The sequence below is a fragment of the Allobosea vaviloviae genome, from assembly GCF_001298265.1.
GTDB classification, from domain to species: domain Bacteria; phylum Pseudomonadota; class Alphaproteobacteria; order Rhizobiales; family Beijerinckiaceae; genus Allobosea; species Allobosea vaviloviae_B.
On the sequence record NZ_LGSZ01000048.1, the window covers coordinates 1 to 16086 of the forward strand.

At 66.6% G+C, this 16086-nt stretch carries 17 protein-coding genes; 10 read left to right on the forward strand and 7 right to left on the reverse strand.

All coding sequences use genetic code 11. The annotated features are described in order from the left end of the window. Positions 1-69: 69 nt before the first annotated feature. From AE618_RS16220 to bluB, 5 genes are all read left to right on the forward strand, one after another. On the forward strand, positions 70-1281 hold the full coding sequence (locus AE618_RS16220; protein WP_054210121.1) for a bifunctional cobalt-precorrin-7 (C(5))-methyltransferase/cobalt-precorrin-6B (C(15))-methyltransferase: 1212 nt from the start codon (positions 70-72) through the stop codon (positions 1279-1281). Between the two features lie 154 nt (positions 1282-1435). Further along, positions 1436-1825, forward strand: a complete 390-nt coding sequence (locus tag AE618_RS16225) for a cobalamin biosynthesis protein (protein ID WP_054210122.1) — start codon at positions 1436-1438, stop codon at positions 1823-1825. A gap of 178 nt (positions 1826-2003) precedes the next feature. Then, entirely contained in the window at positions 2004-2768 is a 765-nt protein-coding gene (gene cobM, locus AE618_RS16230; RefSeq protein ID WP_054210123.1) for a precorrin-4 C(11)-methyltransferase, read from the forward strand. 184 nt (positions 2769-2952) lie between these two features. Continuing rightward, positions 2953-4272 carry a cobyrinate a,c-diamide synthase gene (locus tag AE618_RS16235; protein WP_054210124.1) on the forward strand — a complete coding sequence of 440 codons (1320 nt, stop codon included), beginning with the start codon at positions 2953-2955 and terminating at the stop codon, positions 4270-4272. Then, positions 4269-4889 (forward strand): 5,6-dimethylbenzimidazole synthase, encoded by a 621-nt coding sequence (gene bluB, locus AE618_RS16240; RefSeq protein WP_054210125.1) that lies wholly within the window; start codon positions 4269-4271, stop codon positions 4887-4889. The genes AE618_RS16235 and bluB overlap by 4 nt, the downstream gene beginning before the upstream one ends. Positions 4890-5049: 160 nt before the next feature. Here the strand turns inward: bluB and AE618_RS16245 are convergent, their stop codons facing one another. From AE618_RS16245 to AE618_RS16255, 3 genes are all read right to left on the reverse strand, one after another. After that, on the reverse strand, positions 5050-5703 hold the full coding sequence (locus AE618_RS16245) for a 3-oxoacid CoA-transferase subunit B (protein ID WP_054210126.1): 654 nt from the start codon (positions 5701-5703) through the stop codon (positions 5050-5052). Positions 5704-5794: 91 nt separating this feature from the next. Further along, positions 5795-6499, reverse strand: a complete 705-nt coding sequence (locus AE618_RS16250) for a CoA transferase subunit A (protein WP_054210127.1) — start codon at positions 6497-6499, stop codon at positions 5795-5797. A gap of 155 nt (positions 6500-6654) precedes the next feature. Continuing rightward, positions 6655-8325 carry a caspase family protein gene (locus tag AE618_RS16255; protein WP_054210128.1) on the reverse strand — a complete coding sequence of 557 codons (1671 nt, stop codon included), beginning with the start codon at positions 8323-8325 and terminating at the stop codon, positions 6655-6657. Positions 8326-8754: 429 nt separating this feature from the next. Here AE618_RS16255 and AE618_RS16260 point away from each other — a divergent pair, with 429 nt between their 5' ends. The 5 genes from AE618_RS16260 to AE618_RS16280 all read left to right on the forward strand — a co-directional run bounded on the left by AE618_RS16260 (position 8755) and on the right by AE618_RS16280 (position 13642). Beyond that, positions 8755-9519, forward strand: coding sequence for an ABC transporter ATP-binding protein (locus AE618_RS16260; RefSeq protein WP_054210129.1), 765 nt, complete (start codon positions 8755-8757; stop codon positions 9517-9519). Then, a complete protein-coding gene (locus tag AE618_RS16265; RefSeq protein WP_054210130.1) occupies positions 9509-10252 on the forward strand; it encodes an ABC transporter ATP-binding protein in 744 nt (247 codons plus the stop codon). Before AE618_RS16260 ends, AE618_RS16265 begins: the two co-directional genes overlap by 11 nt. Before the next feature lie 71 nt (positions 10253-10323). Beyond that, positions 10324-11529: an ABC transporter substrate-binding protein gene (locus AE618_RS16270; protein ID WP_054210131.1), complete on the forward strand. Its 1206-nt coding sequence runs from the start codon at positions 10324-10326 to the stop codon at positions 11527-11529. A gap of 198 nt (positions 11530-11727) precedes the next feature. Further along, positions 11728-12615: a branched-chain amino acid ABC transporter permease gene (locus AE618_RS16275; RefSeq protein WP_054210132.1), complete on the forward strand. Its 888-nt coding sequence runs from the start codon at positions 11728-11730 to the stop codon at positions 12613-12615. Positions 12616-12649: 34 nt separating this feature from the next. Then, complete coding sequence (locus tag AE618_RS16280) at positions 12650-13642, forward strand: branched-chain amino acid ABC transporter permease (RefSeq protein WP_054210133.1); 993 nt, start codon at positions 12650-12652, stop codon at positions 13640-13642. Here AE618_RS16280 and AE618_RS16285 read toward each other — a convergent pair. From AE618_RS16285 to AE618_RS16300, 4 genes are all read right to left on the reverse strand, one after another. Further along, positions 13637-14179 (reverse strand): isochorismatase family protein, encoded by a 543-nt coding sequence (locus AE618_RS16285; RefSeq protein ID WP_054210134.1) that lies wholly within the window; start codon positions 14177-14179, stop codon positions 13637-13639. The genes AE618_RS16280 and AE618_RS16285 overlap by 6 nt on opposite strands. Before the next feature lie 151 nt (positions 14180-14330). Beyond that, entirely contained in the window at positions 14331-14549 is a 219-nt protein-coding gene (locus tag AE618_RS16290; protein WP_054210135.1) for a hypothetical protein, read from the reverse strand. A gap of 4 nt (positions 14550-14553) precedes the next feature. Next, the gene (locus AE618_RS16295) at positions 14554-14829 is read right to left on the reverse strand and encodes a DUF1488 domain-containing protein (protein ID WP_082365331.1); all 276 of its coding nucleotides are present in this window, start codon (positions 14827-14829) and stop codon (positions 14554-14556) included. A 25-nt stretch (positions 14830-14854) separates the two neighbouring features. After that, positions 14855-15778: a beta-1,6-N-acetylglucosaminyltransferase gene (locus AE618_RS16300; protein WP_197280807.1), complete on the reverse strand. Its 924-nt coding sequence runs from the start codon at positions 15776-15778 to the stop codon at positions 14855-14857. Between the last annotated feature and the right edge of the window lie 308 nt (positions 15779-16086).

Sequence of the window (16086 nt, forward strand, 5' to 3'; positions counted from 1 at the left end):
ACTGCCCCCCACCCCAACCCTCCCCACCGCAAGCGGGGGGAGGGAGAAGAACGCGTCGCGCCTGAAACAATGGCCGCGCCCTCCCCCTGGCTCGCTCTGGTCGGGCTCGGGGAGGATGGCCGCGCCGGGCTCTCGCCCGAGGCGCTGGCGGCGCTCGACGAGGCCGAGATCGTCTTCGGCGGCGAACGCCACATCGCGCTGGTCGGGACCGTTCCAGGCGAGGCGCGGACCTGGCCGCAGCCCTTCCGCAACGCCCTGCCGGCGATCCTCGCCGAACGCGGCCGCAAGGTCTGCGTGCTGGCGACCAGCGATCCCTTCCATTACGGCATCGGCGCCGGGCTGACCAAGGCGATTCCCGCGTCGGAGATGCGGATCATCCCGCAGATCTCCTCCTTCGCGATGGCCTGCACGCGGATGCGCTGGCCGCAGGAGGAATGCGCGCTGGTCTCGCTGCATGGCCGCACGCTTTTCCGGATCGTGCCGCATCTGCAGCCTGGCGCGCGCATCCTCGCCCTCTCATGGGACGAGACGACGCCGCGCGCCGTTGCCGAACTGATGAGCGCGCGCGGGCTCGGCGCCAGCCGCATCGTGGTGATGGAGCATCTCGGCGGCCCGCAGGAGCGCGTGCGCGAGACCCGCGCCGACGCCTTTGCCTTCGACGACATCGTGCCGCTCAACATGATCGCGGTCGATGTCGCGGCCGGACGCGAGTCGCGCATCTTGCCGCTGGCGCCCGGGCTGGACGAAGACTGGTTCGCCCATGACGGGCAGATCACCAAATCGGAAATCCGCGCCATCACCCTGTCGGCGCTCGCGCCGCGCGGCGGCGAACTGCTCTGGGATGTTGGGGCCGGTTCGGGCTCGATCTCGGTCGAATGGTGCCAGCGCCATGTCCGCAACCGGGCCATCGCCTTCGAGGCCAAGCCAGAGCGCGCCCATCGGATCACCCGCAACAAGGTCGAGCTCGGCGGGCTTTCGGTCGAGGTCGCCGGCGCAGCGCCGGAGGGCTTCGCGGGGCGCCCGGCACCGGACGCCGTCTTCATCGGCGGCGGCTTGACGGTGGACGGATTGTTCGAGGGCGCCTGGGCTGCGCTGAAGCCGGGCGGCCGGCTCGTCGCCAATGTCGTGACGATCGAGGGCGAGGCGAAGCTCGTGGCGCTGCATGCGCTGCATGGCGGCTCGCTGCGGCGCATTTCGATCGACCGTCTCGCGCCCGTCGGCAGGATGCATGGCTGGCGCCCGGCGATGCCGGTGACGCAGTGGCGGGTCGAGAAGCCGTGAATTTTCATCGTCCGTGCCACCTGCGCCCGGTCGTCCCGGGCGACCGAAGGGAGACCCGGGACCCATTCCGGAACGGTTCAGGAATGGATCCCGGATCTCCGCTTCGCTGCGTCCGGGATGACGGCGAGGGCGAGATCTACGGGAATTTGATCCGATGACCGGACGTCTCGTCGCGGGTCTGGGCCTGCGCCCCGGCACCAGCGAGGCCGACATCCTGGCCTGCCTCGACGAGGCGCTGGCCATCGCCGGGCTTTCCGGCGAAGGCACGCCGCGCCTCGCGACGCTGTCGAGCCGGATCGGCGAACCGGGGCTCGCCGCCGCCGCCGCCAGCCGGGAGGCCGAGATCGTCTTCGTGCCCGACGAGGCGCTGAAGGGGTTCGAGGCGGCCTGCGCCACGCGCTCGACCCGGATCGCCTCGCTCTACGGTGTGGGATCGGTCGCGGAAGCCGCCGCTCTCGCCGCAGCCGGGCCGGGCGGGACGCTGGTGCAGCCACGCATCACGACCGCCCGCGTCACCTGTGCATTGGCCAGGGCAGCCTTATGAGGAACGCGACCACCGTTATCTTTCCGGGGCTTCGCGAAGCGAAGAACCCGGAACCCACGACTGGGATCAGCCCTTCAGCGTCGCGTTGTGACATCGCTCACCCGGTCGTGGGTTCCGGGTTCAGGCCTGCGGCCTGCCCCGGAAAGACAATGTTGCGGCCCATCGAGCAGGCTCCTTCATGACCGTCCATTTCATCGGCGCCGGCCCCGGCGCGCCCGATTTGATCACGTTGCGCGGGCGCGACCTCATCGGTGCCTGTCCGGTCTGCCTCTATGCGGGATCGCTGATCCCGAAGGCGATGCTCGACTGGTGCCCAGACGGCGCACGCATCATTGACACCGCCCCGCTCGATCTGGATGCGATCATCGCGCAGATGCAGGCCGCGCATGCGGCTGGGCAGGATGTCGCGCGGCTGCATTCCGGCGATCTCTCGATCTGGAGCGCCACGGGAGAGCAGATGCGCCGGCTCGATGCGCTCGCCATCCCCTACAGCGTGACGCCGGGCGTGCCGGCCTTCGCGGCCGCTGCCGCGACGCTAGAGCGCGAGCTGACCCTGCCGGGCGTCGCTCAATCGCTCGTGCTGACGCGGACCTCGGGGCGCGCCTCGGCGATGCCGCCGAAGGAGACGCTTTCGACCTTCGCGGCTTCAGGGACGACGCTGGCCGTGCATCTCTCGATCCATGTCATCGACACGGTCGTGGCCGAGTTGACGCCGTTCTATGGCGCGGAATGCCCGGTCGCGATCGTCTTCCGGGCCTCCTGGCCGGACGAGCGCGTGCTGCGTGGGACACTGGCCACGATCGCCGGACTGGTGCGGGACTCAGGCCTGGAACGCACCGCGCTGATCCTCATCGGACCGGCGCTGGCGGCCGAGGATTTCGGCGAGAGCGCGCTCTATTCCACCGATTATGACCGCCGCTTCCGGCCGGGGGGCGGGGTATGACAGTCCTGGCGGGCGCAACACAATCCCCTTCCCCCCGCTTGCGGTGGGGAAGGGCTAGGGATGGGGGGCCGGAAAGCCGGAGCTCTGTTCCCGTCGGTCGAGCCGAGCGGCACTGCCCCCCACCCCAACCCTCCCCACCGCAAGCGGGGGGAGGGAGTTGGCGCGGCGCTTCCGGAGCCCGTCCATGACCGCGCCCGGCCTCATCATCGCCGCGCCGCGCTCCGGCTCGGGCAAGACCACGATCACGCTGGGCCTCCAGCGCGCGCTGACCCGGCGCGGGCTGACCGTGCGTGGGCTGAAATGCGGGCCCGATTATATCGACCCCGCCTTTCATGCCGCGGCGACAGGTGCGCCCAGCGCCAATCTCGATTCCTTCGCGATGCCCGACACGCTGCTCGGACAGATCGCGGGCGAGGCAGCGCGCAACACCGACATCGTCATCGCCGAGGGTTCGATGGGGCTGTTCGATGCCGTGCCGGGGCCGGAGGGTCACACCGGTGCCAGCGCCGACATCGCCGCGCTGCTGGGCTGGCCGGTCGTGCTGGTGATCGACGTTTCGGGCCAGGCGCAGTCGGCTGCGGCCATCGCTCTCGGCTGCAAGCTCTACGACCCGCGCATCCGGATCGCCGGGGTCATCCTCAACAAGGTCGCGAGCGAGCGGCATCGGCGGCTGGTCGCACAGGGGATGGAGCGCATCGGCTTGCCCGTGCTCGGCGCGCTGGCGCGGGAGGCCAGCCTGATCCTGCCCGAACGCCATCTCGGGCTGGTCCAGGCCGGCGAGACGGCCGATCTGCACGCAAGGCTCGACGCGCTGGCGGATGCGGTGACCGCTGCGGTGGATCTCGATGCGGTGATTTCGGCGGCGGGAGAGACGCGTCTGCCGCTTGCGGGCGCGCGGGCCGCGCTCCTGCCGGCGCCGGGGCGGCGGATCGCCATCGCACGCGATGCCGCCTTCAGCTTCGTCTATCCCCATGTCGAGGCCGGCTGGCTGGCGGCGGACGCCGAACTGGTGCCGTTCTCGCCGCTGGCGGACGAGGCGCCGCCTGACGGGTGCGACGCCTGCTGGCTCCCCGGCGGCTATCCCGAGCTGCATGCCGGGACGCTCGCATCGGCAACGCGCTTCATGGCGGGGCTGCGCGCCTTCGCCGGGAGCCGTCCGGTGCATGGCGAGTGCGGCGGCTACATGGTGCTCGGGCGGACGCTCGTCGATGCCGATGGCACCTCGCATGCGATGGCGGGGCTGCTCTCCGTCGAGACCAGCTTCGCCAGGCGCAAGATGACTCTCGGATATCGCCGCGCGATCCTGGAAGAGGACGGCCCGCTCGGGCCCGCCGACGCGGGACTCACAGGCCACGAGTTCCACTACGCCACGATCGTCGCGCAAGGCGAGGACCGGCCATTGGCGATGGTGACCGACCCGCATGGCTCGGCGCCGGTGCCCGCCGGCAGCCGGCGTGGGCATGTCACAGGTTCGTTCTTCCATGCGATCGCGGTGGCGGGGTGAGCGGGACGTCCCCTCCCCGCTTCGACGAGGCCTTCGCGGCGCAGTTCGCCGAACTGCTGGCCTGGCGGCGCGATGTCCGGCGGTTCCGGCGCGAAGCCCTGCCTGAAGGGCTCATCGAGGCGCTGCTGGCGCAGGCCGAGCTTTCCCCCTCCGTCGGGCATTCGCAGCCCTGGCGCTGGGTGCGGGTGACCGACGCGGCTCAGCGCGAGGCGGTGCAGGCGAGCTTCGCGCGCTGCAATGCGGATGCGCTCGGGGATTATGAGGGCGAGCGGGCACGGCTTTATGCCAGCCTGAAGCTGGAAGGGCTGCGCGAGGCGCCCGAGCAGATCGCGGTGTTCTGCGACCATGGCACGGCTCAGGGCCATGGGCTCGGCCGCAAGACGATGCCGGAAATGCTGGACTATTCGGTCGTCGCCGCGATCACGCAGTTCTGGCTGGCGGCACGGGTTGCCGGCGTCGGTGTCGGCTGGGTCTCGATCGTCGAGCCGGAGGTCGTGCGCACGGCGCTGGGCGTGCCGGCTGAGTGGAAGCTGATCGCCTGGCTCTGCGTCGGCTGGCCGGAAGCGGATAGCGAGGTGCCGGAGCTGGTGCGCGCGGGCTGGGAGCGCGGGCGGTAGCGCTTGCTTCGGTTCAGCAAAAGCGCCCGTCATCCCGGACGGAGCGAAGCGGAGATCCGGGATCCATTCCGAAGCGCTGCTCGGTGAGGTTCCGGAATGGGTCCCGGGTCAAGCCCGGGACGACGGCGCGTTTTCTGCAAAACGCGCCGCTATCTGACGACTAGACAGCGACCTTGAACGCGGCTTCCGTCTTGCCCTTGATCTCGTCGAGCGTCACGCCGTCGGCCAGCTCGATCAGGGTCATGCCGCCGCCATTCTCGTCGATCTTGAAGACGCCGAGATCGGTAATCACCATGTCGACCACGCCGGCGCCGGTCAGCGGCAGGTCGCAGGCCTTGAGCAGCTTCGGCGATTCGGTGCCGTCCTTGTTCTTGGCGACGTGTTCCATCACCACGACGACCTTCTTGACGCCGGCGACGAGGTCCATGGCGCCGCCCATGCCCTTCACCATCTTGCCGGGGATCATCCAGTTGGCGAGGTCACCGTTCTCCGCAACCTGCATGGCGCCGAGGATGGAGAGGTCGATATGGCCGCCGCGGATCATGCCGAAGGAGTCGGCCGAGGAGAAATAGCTCGTCGTCGGCAGGGCGGTGATGGTCTGCTTGCCGGCGTTGATCAGATCGGGATCCTCGTCGCCCTCATAGGGAAACGGCCCCATGCCGAGCATGCCGTTCTCCGACTGGAGCTGCACCGAAATGCCGTCGGGAATGTAGTTCGAAACCAGCGTGGGGATGCCGATGCCGAGATTGACGTAGAAGCCGTCCTTCAGTTCCTTGGCGGCGCGGGCCGCCATTTGTTCACGCGTCCAGGGCATCTGATCTCTCCGAAGAATCTTGTCTTGCGCGAACTCTGATCTTGCGCGAATTCCGATCGCCCGGTCGTCCCGACCAAACGGAAAGCGCGCTCTAGGCCGCGCGCTTGCGGACGGTGCGCTGCTCGATGCGCTTGACGCTCTGGGGCGTGTGCACGAGGCGCTTCACGAAGATGCCGGGCGTGTGCATCTGATCCGGATCGATCTCGCCGGCCTCGACCAGATTCTCCACCTGGGCGATGGTCATGCGCGAGGCCGAGGCCATCATCGGATTGAAGTTGCGCGCGGTCTTCCGGTAGACGAGGTTGCCCTCGGTGTCGCCCTTCCAGGCATGAACCAGGGAAATGTCGGCGAAGATCCCGCGCTCCATGATGTAGCGCTCGCCATCGAACTCGCGCTCCTCCTTGCCTTCGGCCACCAGCGTGCCGACGCCGGTCTTGGTGAAGAAGGCCGGTATGCCGGCGCCACCGGCGCGAATGCGCTCAGCCAGCGTGCCCTGGGGCGTGAATTCGAGCTCAAGCTGGCCTGAGAGATAGAGTTCGGCGAAGAGCTTGTTCTCGCCGACATAAGACGAGATCATCTTCCGGATCTGCCGGGTCTCGAGCAGGATGCCGAGGCCGGCGCCGTCGATGCCGGCATTGTTGGAAACGAAGGTCAGGCCCTTCGCGCCGCTCTCTCGCACCGCCTCGATCAGCACGTCGGGAATCCCGCAGAGGCCGAAGCCGCCGGCCATGATCGTCATGCCGTCCTTGATGGCGCCGGCGAGTGCCGCCGTCGCGTCAGGAAAAACCTTCTTCATCGCATCGCCTCTGCCGCTGAAATGACGTCGCCGGACGGCTCACTACAGCACTAGCCGAGCCGGCGGCTCGGTGGCAACTAGCCGTTCGACGATACGGGAAAACCGGCCCCGCATGGAGCCGGCTCTTGATGTCCCCGACAGGGAGGCGCCTGGCGTCAGCGGCGGAAGCGTCCGCCGAGGACACCGCCGAGGACGCCGCCGACGACGCCCCCGAACACGGCCGCGCCGGCCGCGCTTCCGGCACCCGAGCCCTGTCCGGCGCGCTCGCGGGCGAGGTCGCGGCGGATCACCGGATCGCGCTCATAGGCGACGCCGCGGGCGCGGGGCTCGGACGGCTCGCGGACCGTGCGGGTGCGGGTCACGGGCTTGGCCTCCTCGGCGAGCGCACGCTGGTAGGCGGGCTCGCTCTGGGCACGCAGCGCCTTGACCTGCATCGGCGCGAAGAAGCCGGTCGAGGCGGCGCCGCGCGTGGTCTGCCATTCCTTGATGGCGGCGCGCTGGCTCGGCCCGAAATTGGCGCTGAGCTTGCCGGGCTTGAAGCCCGAGAGCGTCAGGCGCTTCTGCAACTCGCGGCGCTCGGCGGCCGAGAGCTTGAGTTCCTTCTCCGTCTCGGCACTGCCGATCTCGGTCTTCATCGCCTCGTCGGCGATCGCCTTGCCGGTCTCACGCGACGACGGCAGGGCAGCGATGGCAGCGCCACCGGCCACAGCCGCGGCGGCGCCGGCCGCTGCGGCGGGCAGGGCCGCGACCGCGACAGGCTCCAGCCGCGCCAGGCGGTTCTTGGCGAAGGCGGCGAACTGTCCGGTCGGGAAGGCTTCGAGATAGGCCTTGTAGTCGCCCGGCGAATTGCCGCGCTCGGCCGTCTCCCACATCCGCACGTCCATCTGGGCACGGTCGAGATTGACCGGCGCGGGCGTCGTCGGCACCGGCACGGCGCCATCGATCGCCTTGATCGTCACCGACGGATCGACGGCGGCGAGCTTCAGCGTCGGGTTCATCTTGAACTCGCCGATGATGGAGGAGTTGGTCCAGGGCTTCTGCTTCTTGCCGGTGTTCTCCCACACATCGGCGCGCACCCGGTCCATCACCGTGGTGATCGACACTTCGGGCGTCTCGATATGCTTGAGCAGCGCCGAGGTGAAGGGGCTGTTGCCGTCCTTCTCGCCGTCGAGCGCGGTCGAGCGCGGGTCGGTCGCGAAGGCGATCAGGATGCCCGAGGCCGTCTGGGTGTCGATCGCGGTCAGGCCACGCGCCACGGAGCGGGACTTGGCGGCAAGCTGCGTCGTGAAGGGATTATCGCGGCAGGCGTCGAGAATGAGGATGTTGACGCGCTCGTCGCGCTGCATCTGGCGCAGGATGAGCTGGACGTTGACGGCCCGGAAGTCGAGATCGGCCTCCGACTTGAGCGAGGCATCGACGGGAATCAGATAATTCTCGTCGCCGACAGCGATGCCGTGGCCGGCATAATAGACGACGCCGGCCTTGGCGCCGTCGAGCTTCTGGGCGAATTCGCGGACGATGCCGGTCATCTCGTCCATCTTCAGGTCGTAACCCTCGACGACCTCGAAGCCGAGGCGCTTCAGCGATGCGGAGATGGCGGTGGCATCGCGCTGCGGGTTCGCGAGCCGCGGCACGGCTGTATATGCGCTGTTGCCAATGACCAGCGCGACGCGGCGATCAGGCGCAGCCTGCGCTGGCAGCACCGAAGCCATCACGGCGACACCGACCATCGCCGCGACGGCGCCCAGCGCACATGCGCGGGCGGCGGTTGCGCGGGCAGCGGTGATGCGGGCGCGAAACGCCAAACCCAGAGAGGCGAAGGTCACGGTATCCTCCTGTCCTGCCGCCACTGCCTTGAAGCCGATCGCGCATGGGCGGAACTATGCGATCAGCGGATGCCGTCACAGGAAAGACAAACGATAGCCAAGAAACAGTCCGATACATTACCCGAAACCGCCCCGGCACGTAAACCGGCTTTTCCAACGGTCATCGAGCTTCCCTATCGTTCATCCCGACGTGTCGAGCCGTCCTGCATGATACAGCAGATAGGCTGCCGGCATGGCGGCCGCGTCATGCATTTGCATGAGACGCGCACGCGGCACAGCCCGGTCTACGACCAAGGGATAAGCGAGGCTTCACAAGGCCGTTTGGCGCCGTTGCGGCGTTGACTCGTGCCGTGAGCGCGGTGCAGCATACCATACAAGGGAGACGAGCAAAAACAAGAAAGAACAAGATGACAACCGTAAGCGATATGCATGACTGAGGACGTTATTTTATCGACCTCGGGATTAACCAAGGACTTCGGGGGCTTCACGGCCGTCAAAGGCGTTGACCTGAAGGTCAAACGCGGCACGATTCATGCGTTGATCGGCCCCAACGGCGCCGGAAAGACGACCTGCTTCAACCTCCTGACCAAGTTTCTTCCGCCGACGAAGGGCACTATCGTCTATAATGGTCGCGACATCACCCGTGAGAAGCCGGCCGAGATCGCCAGGCTCGGGCTGGTGCGCTCGTTCCAGATCTCGGCGGTGTTCCCGCAGCTCAGCGTCAAGACCAATGTCCGGATCGCGCTGCAGCGCAAGCGCGGCGATTCGTTCGATTTCTGGCGCTCCGAAAGCGAGCTGAAGCCGCTCGACGATGAGGCCTTGCGCCTGGTCGAGGCGGTCGGCCTGTCCGCCTTCGCCGAGTTGCCGGCGGTCGAGCTCTCCTATGGCCGCAAGCGCGCGCTCGAGATCGCAACGACCCTGGCGCTCGACCCCGAGATGATGCTCCTCGACGAGCCGATGGCGGGCATGGGCCGCGAGGATGTCGAGCGCATCGAGGCGCTGATCCGCAAGGTCTCGCAGAACCGCACCATCCTGATGGTCGAGCACAACCTCTCCGTCGTCGCCTCGCTTTGCGACCACATCACCGTGCTGGCGCGCGGGCAGGTACTGGCCGAGGGCGACTATGCCCATGTCTCGAAGGACCCGCGCGTGATCGAAGCCTATATCGGTTCGGGAGTCGGCCATGCTCACTGAGGCCGCGCCCTCTCCGGCGAAAGCCGCGACCATAGCGCCGATGCTGAAGGTGCGCGGGCTCGAGGCCTGGTACGGCGAATCGCATGTGTTGCATGGGATCGATTTCGACGTGGCGCCGGGCGAGGTGGTGACGCTGCTCGGCCGCAACGGCGCCGGCAAGACCACGACGCTGAAATCGATCATGGGCGTGATCGGCAAGCGCAAGGGTTCGGTCGTGCTGGAGGGCGCGGAGACGATCAATCTGCCCTCGCGCGCGATCGCCCGGCTCGGCATCGGCTATGTGCCCGAGGAGCGCGGCATCTACGCCTCGCTCAGCGTCGAGGAGAACCTGATGCTGCCGCCGCGCGTGCGGCCGGGCGGGCTCTCGCTGGAGCAGATCTTCACGTTGTTCCCCAACATCAAGGAGCGGCTCAAGAGCCAGGGCACCAAGCTCTCCGGCGGCGAGCAGCAGATGCTGGCGATCGGGCGCATCCTGCGCACCGGCGCGCATTTCCTGCTGCTGGACGAGCCAACCGAAGGACTGGCGCCCGTCATCATCGACCAGATCGGCGCGACGATCCGCAGGTTGAAGCAAGATGGCTACACCATCATCCTCGTCGAGCAGAACTTCCGCTTTGCCGCCACCGTCGCCGACCGGCATTATGTCGTCGAGCAGGGCCGGGTCATCGACATGATCGAGAACGACCAGCTCGACGCCAATATCGGCAAGCTGCACGGCTATCTCGGGGTCTGAATCCAAGAGACCCCCAATCCGATCCATATCGGACAGCACGTCGAAAAGACGCCATTCCAGGGAGAGACCACATGAAGCTCAAGACGTTTCTGACAACAACCGCGCTCTGCGCGCTGATGACCGGCCCGGCACTCGCCCAGCAGATCAGCGTCAAGGCAGGCGTCCTCAACGACCGCTCCGGCCTCTATGCCGATTTGTCCGGCGAGGGCTCGGTCATCGCCGCCAAGATGGCGGTCGAAGACTTCAAGGCGGCCGACAAGGGCATCAAGGTCGAGATCGTCTCGGCCGACCACCAGAACAAACCCGATGTCGGCTCGACCATCGCCCGCACCTGGTACGACCAGGACGGCGTGGACCTGATCCTCGACGTGCCGACCTCCTCGGTGGCGCTGGCGGTCAGCCAGATCACCAAGGACAAGAACAAGATCCACATCAACTCGGGCGCAGCCGCCTCCGACCTGACCGGCAAGGCCTGCACGCCCAACACGGTCCACTGGACCTACGACACCTATGCGCTGGCCCAGGGCACGGGCGGCGCCATGGTGAAGGCCGGCGGCGACACCTGGTTCTTCCTCACCGCGGACTACGCCTTCGGCCATGCGCTCGAGCGCGATGCCTCGGCCGTCGTCACCAAGAACGGCGGCAAGGTCCTGGGTGCTGTGCGGACCCCCTTCCCCGGCACCGACTTCTCCTCCTTCCTGCTGCAGGCGCAAGCCTCGAAGGCCAAGGTGATCGGGCTGGCCAATGCCGGCGGCGACACGATCAACTCGATCAAGCAGGCGGGCGAGTTCGGCATCACAGCCGGCGGCCAGAAGCTCGGAGGCCTCCTCGTCTTCCTCACCGACGTTCACTCGCTCGGCCTGCCGACGGCGCAAGGGCTGGTGCTGACGGAATCGTTCTACTGGGACACCAATGACGGCACCCGCGCCTGGTCCGAGCGGTTCTCCAAGGCCAATGGCGGCAAGAAGCCGACCATGGTGCAGGCCGGCGTCTATTCCGGCATGCTGCACTATCTCAAGGCTGTCGAGGCGGCCAAAAGCAAGGACTCGGCCGCCGTCATGGCCAAGATGAAGGAGCTGCCGACCGACGATCCGCTGTTCGGCAAGGGCTCGGTGCGTGCCGATGGCCGCAAGATGCACGACATGTATCTGTTCGAGGTCAAGAAGCCGGCCGACTCGAAGGGTCCGTGGGACTACTACAAGCAGCTCGCCGTGCTGCCGGCCGAGCAGGCCTTCCGCCCGCTCGCCGAAAGCGAGTGCCCGCTCGTCAAGAAGTGAGCGCTTGGACACGTCGCGCATCGGTTTCGCGCGGCGTGTCTTGCGACCATCCAAGGCGCGTCATTCTCGGGCTTGCCCCGAGAATCTCATGACCAGAGGTCTCTGGTTTCCGAGATGGTCGGGTCTAGCCCGACCATGACGCGGCCAGGACGCTGGCAAGACTGACTGCTGATCCAATCGAGATGATCTGAGCCCCGCATGTTCGAACTCCTCGGCATTCCCCCGCAAGCCCTGTTCGGGCAGGTCCTTCTGGGCCTGATCAACGGCTCGTTCTATGCCATCCTCAGCCTCGGGCTGGCGGTGATCTTCGGGCTGCTCAACATCATCAATTTCAGCCATGGCGCGCAGTACATGATGGGCGCCTTCGTCGCCTGGATGTGCCTGAACTATCTCGGCATCAACTACTGGGCGGCGCTGCTGCTGGCGCCGCTGATCGTGGGCGCGACCGGCGTCGTCATCGAGCGGCTGCTGCTCAAGCGCATCGCCCATGTCGACCATCTCTACGGGCTGCTTTTGACCTTCGGCCTGGCGCTGATCATCCAGGGGCTGTTTCGCAACAGTTACGGCTCATCGGGCCTGCCCTACCAGATCCCCGCCGAGCTGCGCGGCGGCATCAATCTCGGCTTCATGTTCCTGCCCTGGTACCGCGGCTGGGTCGTCGTCGCCTCGCTCGTGGTGTGCCTGTCGACCTGGTTCCTGATCGAGAAGACCAAGCTCGGCGCCTATCTGCGGGCCGCGACCGAGAACCCGACCCTGACCCAGGCGTTCGGCATCAACGTGCCGCTGCTGGTGACGCTGACCTACGGCTTCGGCGTGGCGCTGGCGGGCTTTGCCGGCGTGCTGGCCGCGCCGATCTATTCGGTCAATCCCAATATGGGCGCCGACCTGATCATCGTCGTCTTCGCGGTGGTGGTGATCGGCGGCATGGGCTCGATCCTGGGCGCGATCGTCACCGGCTTCTCGCTGGGGCTAATCGAGGGCCTGACCAAGGTGTTTTACCCGGAAGGCTCGGCGACGGTGATCTTCATCATCATGGTGCTGGTGCTGCTGGTGCGGCCCGCCGGCCTGTTCGGACGGGCCGCGTGATGGCCGCTCGCCGCCCCGAGACGAGGATTTGACCATGGCCGATATCGCCACCATCGACACTCCCGCCGCCGCGCTGATCCCGGCTGAGACCGACCAGGGCACGCAGCGGCTGCACCGCGCCATCATGATCGGGATCGCCGTCGTGCTCGTGATCGCGCCCTTCGTCGCCTATCCGGTCTTCGTCATGAAGGTTTTGTGCTTTGCGCTGTTTGCGCTCGCCTTCAACCTGCTGCTCGGCTACGGGGGGCTGCTCTCCTTCGGACATGCCGCCTATTTCGGCATGGCGAGCTATGTCTGCGCCTACACGGCCAAGAACTGGGGCCTGACGCCGGAACTCGCGATCCTGCTCGGCACGGCGGTCTCTGGCATGCTCGGGCTCGTCTTCGGTGCGCTGGCGATCAGGCGGCAGGGCATCTACTTCGCCATGATCACGCTGGCGCTGGCGCAGATGGTGTTCTTCTTCTCGCTGCAGACGCCGCGCTTCACCGGCGGCGAGGACGGCATCCAGGCCGTGCCGCGCGGCCGGCTCTTCGGGCTGATCGACCTTTCCGACGACCGCACGCTGTACTGGCTGGTGGCGGCGATCTTCATGGCGGGCGTGCTGGCGATCTACCGCATCATCCACTCGCCCTTCGGCCAGGTCTGCAAGGCGATCCGCGACAACGAACCGCGCGCGATCTCGCTGGGCTACCGCGCCAACCAGTACAAACTCGCGGTCTTCGTGCTCTCGGCGATGCTGGCGGGGCTCGCCGGCTCGACCAAGGCGATCGTCTTCCAGCTGGCCTCGCTGACCGACGTCTACTGGACGATGTCGGGCGAGGTCGTGCTGATGACGCTGGTCGGAGGTCTGGGGACCGTGTTCGGGCCGATCGTCGGCGCCGCCGTCATCGTCTCCATGCAGAACTATCTCGCCAGCCTCGGATCCTGGGTGCTGGTCGTCCAGGGCGTCATCTTCGTGATCTGCGTCATGACCTTCCGCGAGGGAATCGTCGGCGTCATCGCGAAATGGATCAAGAAGCCGCTATAGGCCGTCTTGCTTGACCAGCTTCAGCACCTCGCGGAAGCGCGGGTGGGTCGCGCTCCGCAGCCACTCGAAGAGCACCATCTCGGTCGTGACGATCTCGGCACCGTGGCACTCCATGCGGCGCAGGGCAACGTCCTTCGACTCCGGCAGGCGCGAGCCGACCGCATCCTGCACCACGACGACGCGGCGCTTGTGCTCCAGAAGCGAAAGCGCGCTCTGGCCCAGACAGACATGCGTTTCGCAGCCGCAGAGCACGAGATCGCCGTCGCCCGCGAGCGCATCGAGAAAGGCGGACTCGGCACAGGCATCGAAGCTCATCTTGGCGATGACCGGGCCGGCTCCGGAGAGCTCTGCCACCGTATTGCCCAGACCGGCCGGATTCTGCTCGGTCATCAGGATCGGCACCGACAGCATGCCGGCCGCGTCCGCCAGCCGCCTGGCATTGGCCAGAATACGGGCACCATCATGGATCGCGGGCATCAGCCGCGCCTGAAAATCGACGATCACCAGAGTGGACTGCGCAGCGCTGAGCAGAGGCATGGCAAGGGTCCGCTTCCATCGTCGGTCGGCGATTAGAGCCTCTGGACTATAGAGCATGCGGCGCGAGCCCGAAACCACCGCGTCATGCCGGGACGCCTCATCCAGGCCTTGCATCCCGACAGACGAGGGCTCGGGGAACGCCTCCCTCGTTTCAGCCCGGCGTCCCGCCCGGCAGCGGAATCTCCTCCTCGATCTCGTGATGGCCGACGGCGCGTTCCATGCCGTCGGGGCCACGGACGCGGTATTGTTCTTCCTTGTTGTCGCGCGGCGGCATCAGCCGCGTGATCTCGAAGGGGCCGGGGCGAACCTGATTGTGGAAGCCGGCGGTCAGGTTGACCATGTCGCCGACCTTGTAGGACTTGCGCGCCATCTCTTCAGCCCTTCCCTGAGATATCGGCCGCGGTGATGCGGTGATAGCTCGCCTTGCGGCGGCCATAGGCCGTCGCGGCCGCATTCAGGATGGCGTCGCGATGGCTGTCGAAAGTCGCGAGCATCTGCGCCTCGCCATCGCCGATATTTGCACCGAGCTTGCGCAGGGCGTCGATCTCGATCTGGAAGGCGATCTCCAGCGAGGCGTCCGAGCCCCAGAAGCTGACGCAGGAGCGTCCGGCATCGAAGCTGCGGACGGGATTGGGAAAATTGAGTGCCATGATGTCCTCGTTTCGCGACTGATGATCAGGACGCCAGGATCGCCGCCTGGGTGACCGGCAGCGAGATATGGATCGGGGCGGGCTTGCGCGGCGTGGCCACGACAAGCTCGGGCAGGTCGTCGGCGCGCAGGCGGTCATCGAGGATGTCGAGGATGTCGTCGTCGACCATAGCGTCGAACTTGCGGGCGAAGAGACAATGGCTCGCCAGGAGCTCCTGTGCATCCTCGGCACCATAGGTGCGCGGGCGCAGCTTGATGTCGCCGTCGGGCACCCAGTCGATCAGGCGCTGATCGTCGCTGACGATCTCGCCATGGTCGGCGGTGTTCATCATCACGGTCTGGAAGAAGCCTTCATCGGCGATGAAGGTGTTCTTGTAGAAGGCCTTGTAGCGCTCGGCTTTGGGATCGTGGCAGACGAACTCGCAGAAGCGCCGGCTGACGATCATCCACTGGTTGCCGATATAGGGCGAGACGCCGGACAGGAACGAGCGCGAGAACGGCGTCCGCAGAATGCGCTTCTCGAACTCGATGACATAGCGACCCACGCGCTTCATCGTATCGGGCCGCATCTTGGCCTGGTCGAGGACCTTGATGAACTCCTTGCCGCGATTGCGCTTCAGGAAGGTCGTGATCTCGTCCTGGCTCTTCAGCGGATAATCCTGGCCGCTCAGATTGATGATGAATTCCCAGTCGGCGCCCATCTCGAGCAATTGTGCCATCCCGCGCAGTTCCGCGTCGACGAGGCTGTAGCCGCCCCAGAGCGCGCGGCGCCCTTCGAGGATCGCGGAGTTGGGAAAACCTCGCAGAAAGCGGCGAATATCGGCTTCCAGTTCCGGCCCCGAATTCTTGTCGATATGGATCAGATAGTGATTGGCGGGATCGTAGATCGACTTGAACATGCGCTTGAACTGCGCAGGGTAACGATGAACCAGAACAAGATAAGCGATCAACGCGGTATTTCCTTTGGAACCGAGAACCGTAAAAGATCTTGGATAGGCCATGCGCGGCCAGCCAATCCGGGCAGACGACGCCAGCGGACAGCGGGCAAGGCCGGCGCAGAACGCCGGCCGACCGCGCGAGCACGCGCCATCGGCTCCGGAAAGGAGCTTCAGCAGGACCGATAGTGTCTCGAGGCTGGTCGTACCGGAGCAGCGGAACCGCAATGGCGGCTTGCTCTCGACGACCGTGATTTGCACATGGGGAAGGCAACCCCCGATTATAAGGCCCCGGCGGGAATAAGCCGGCGGCGCAAACAACC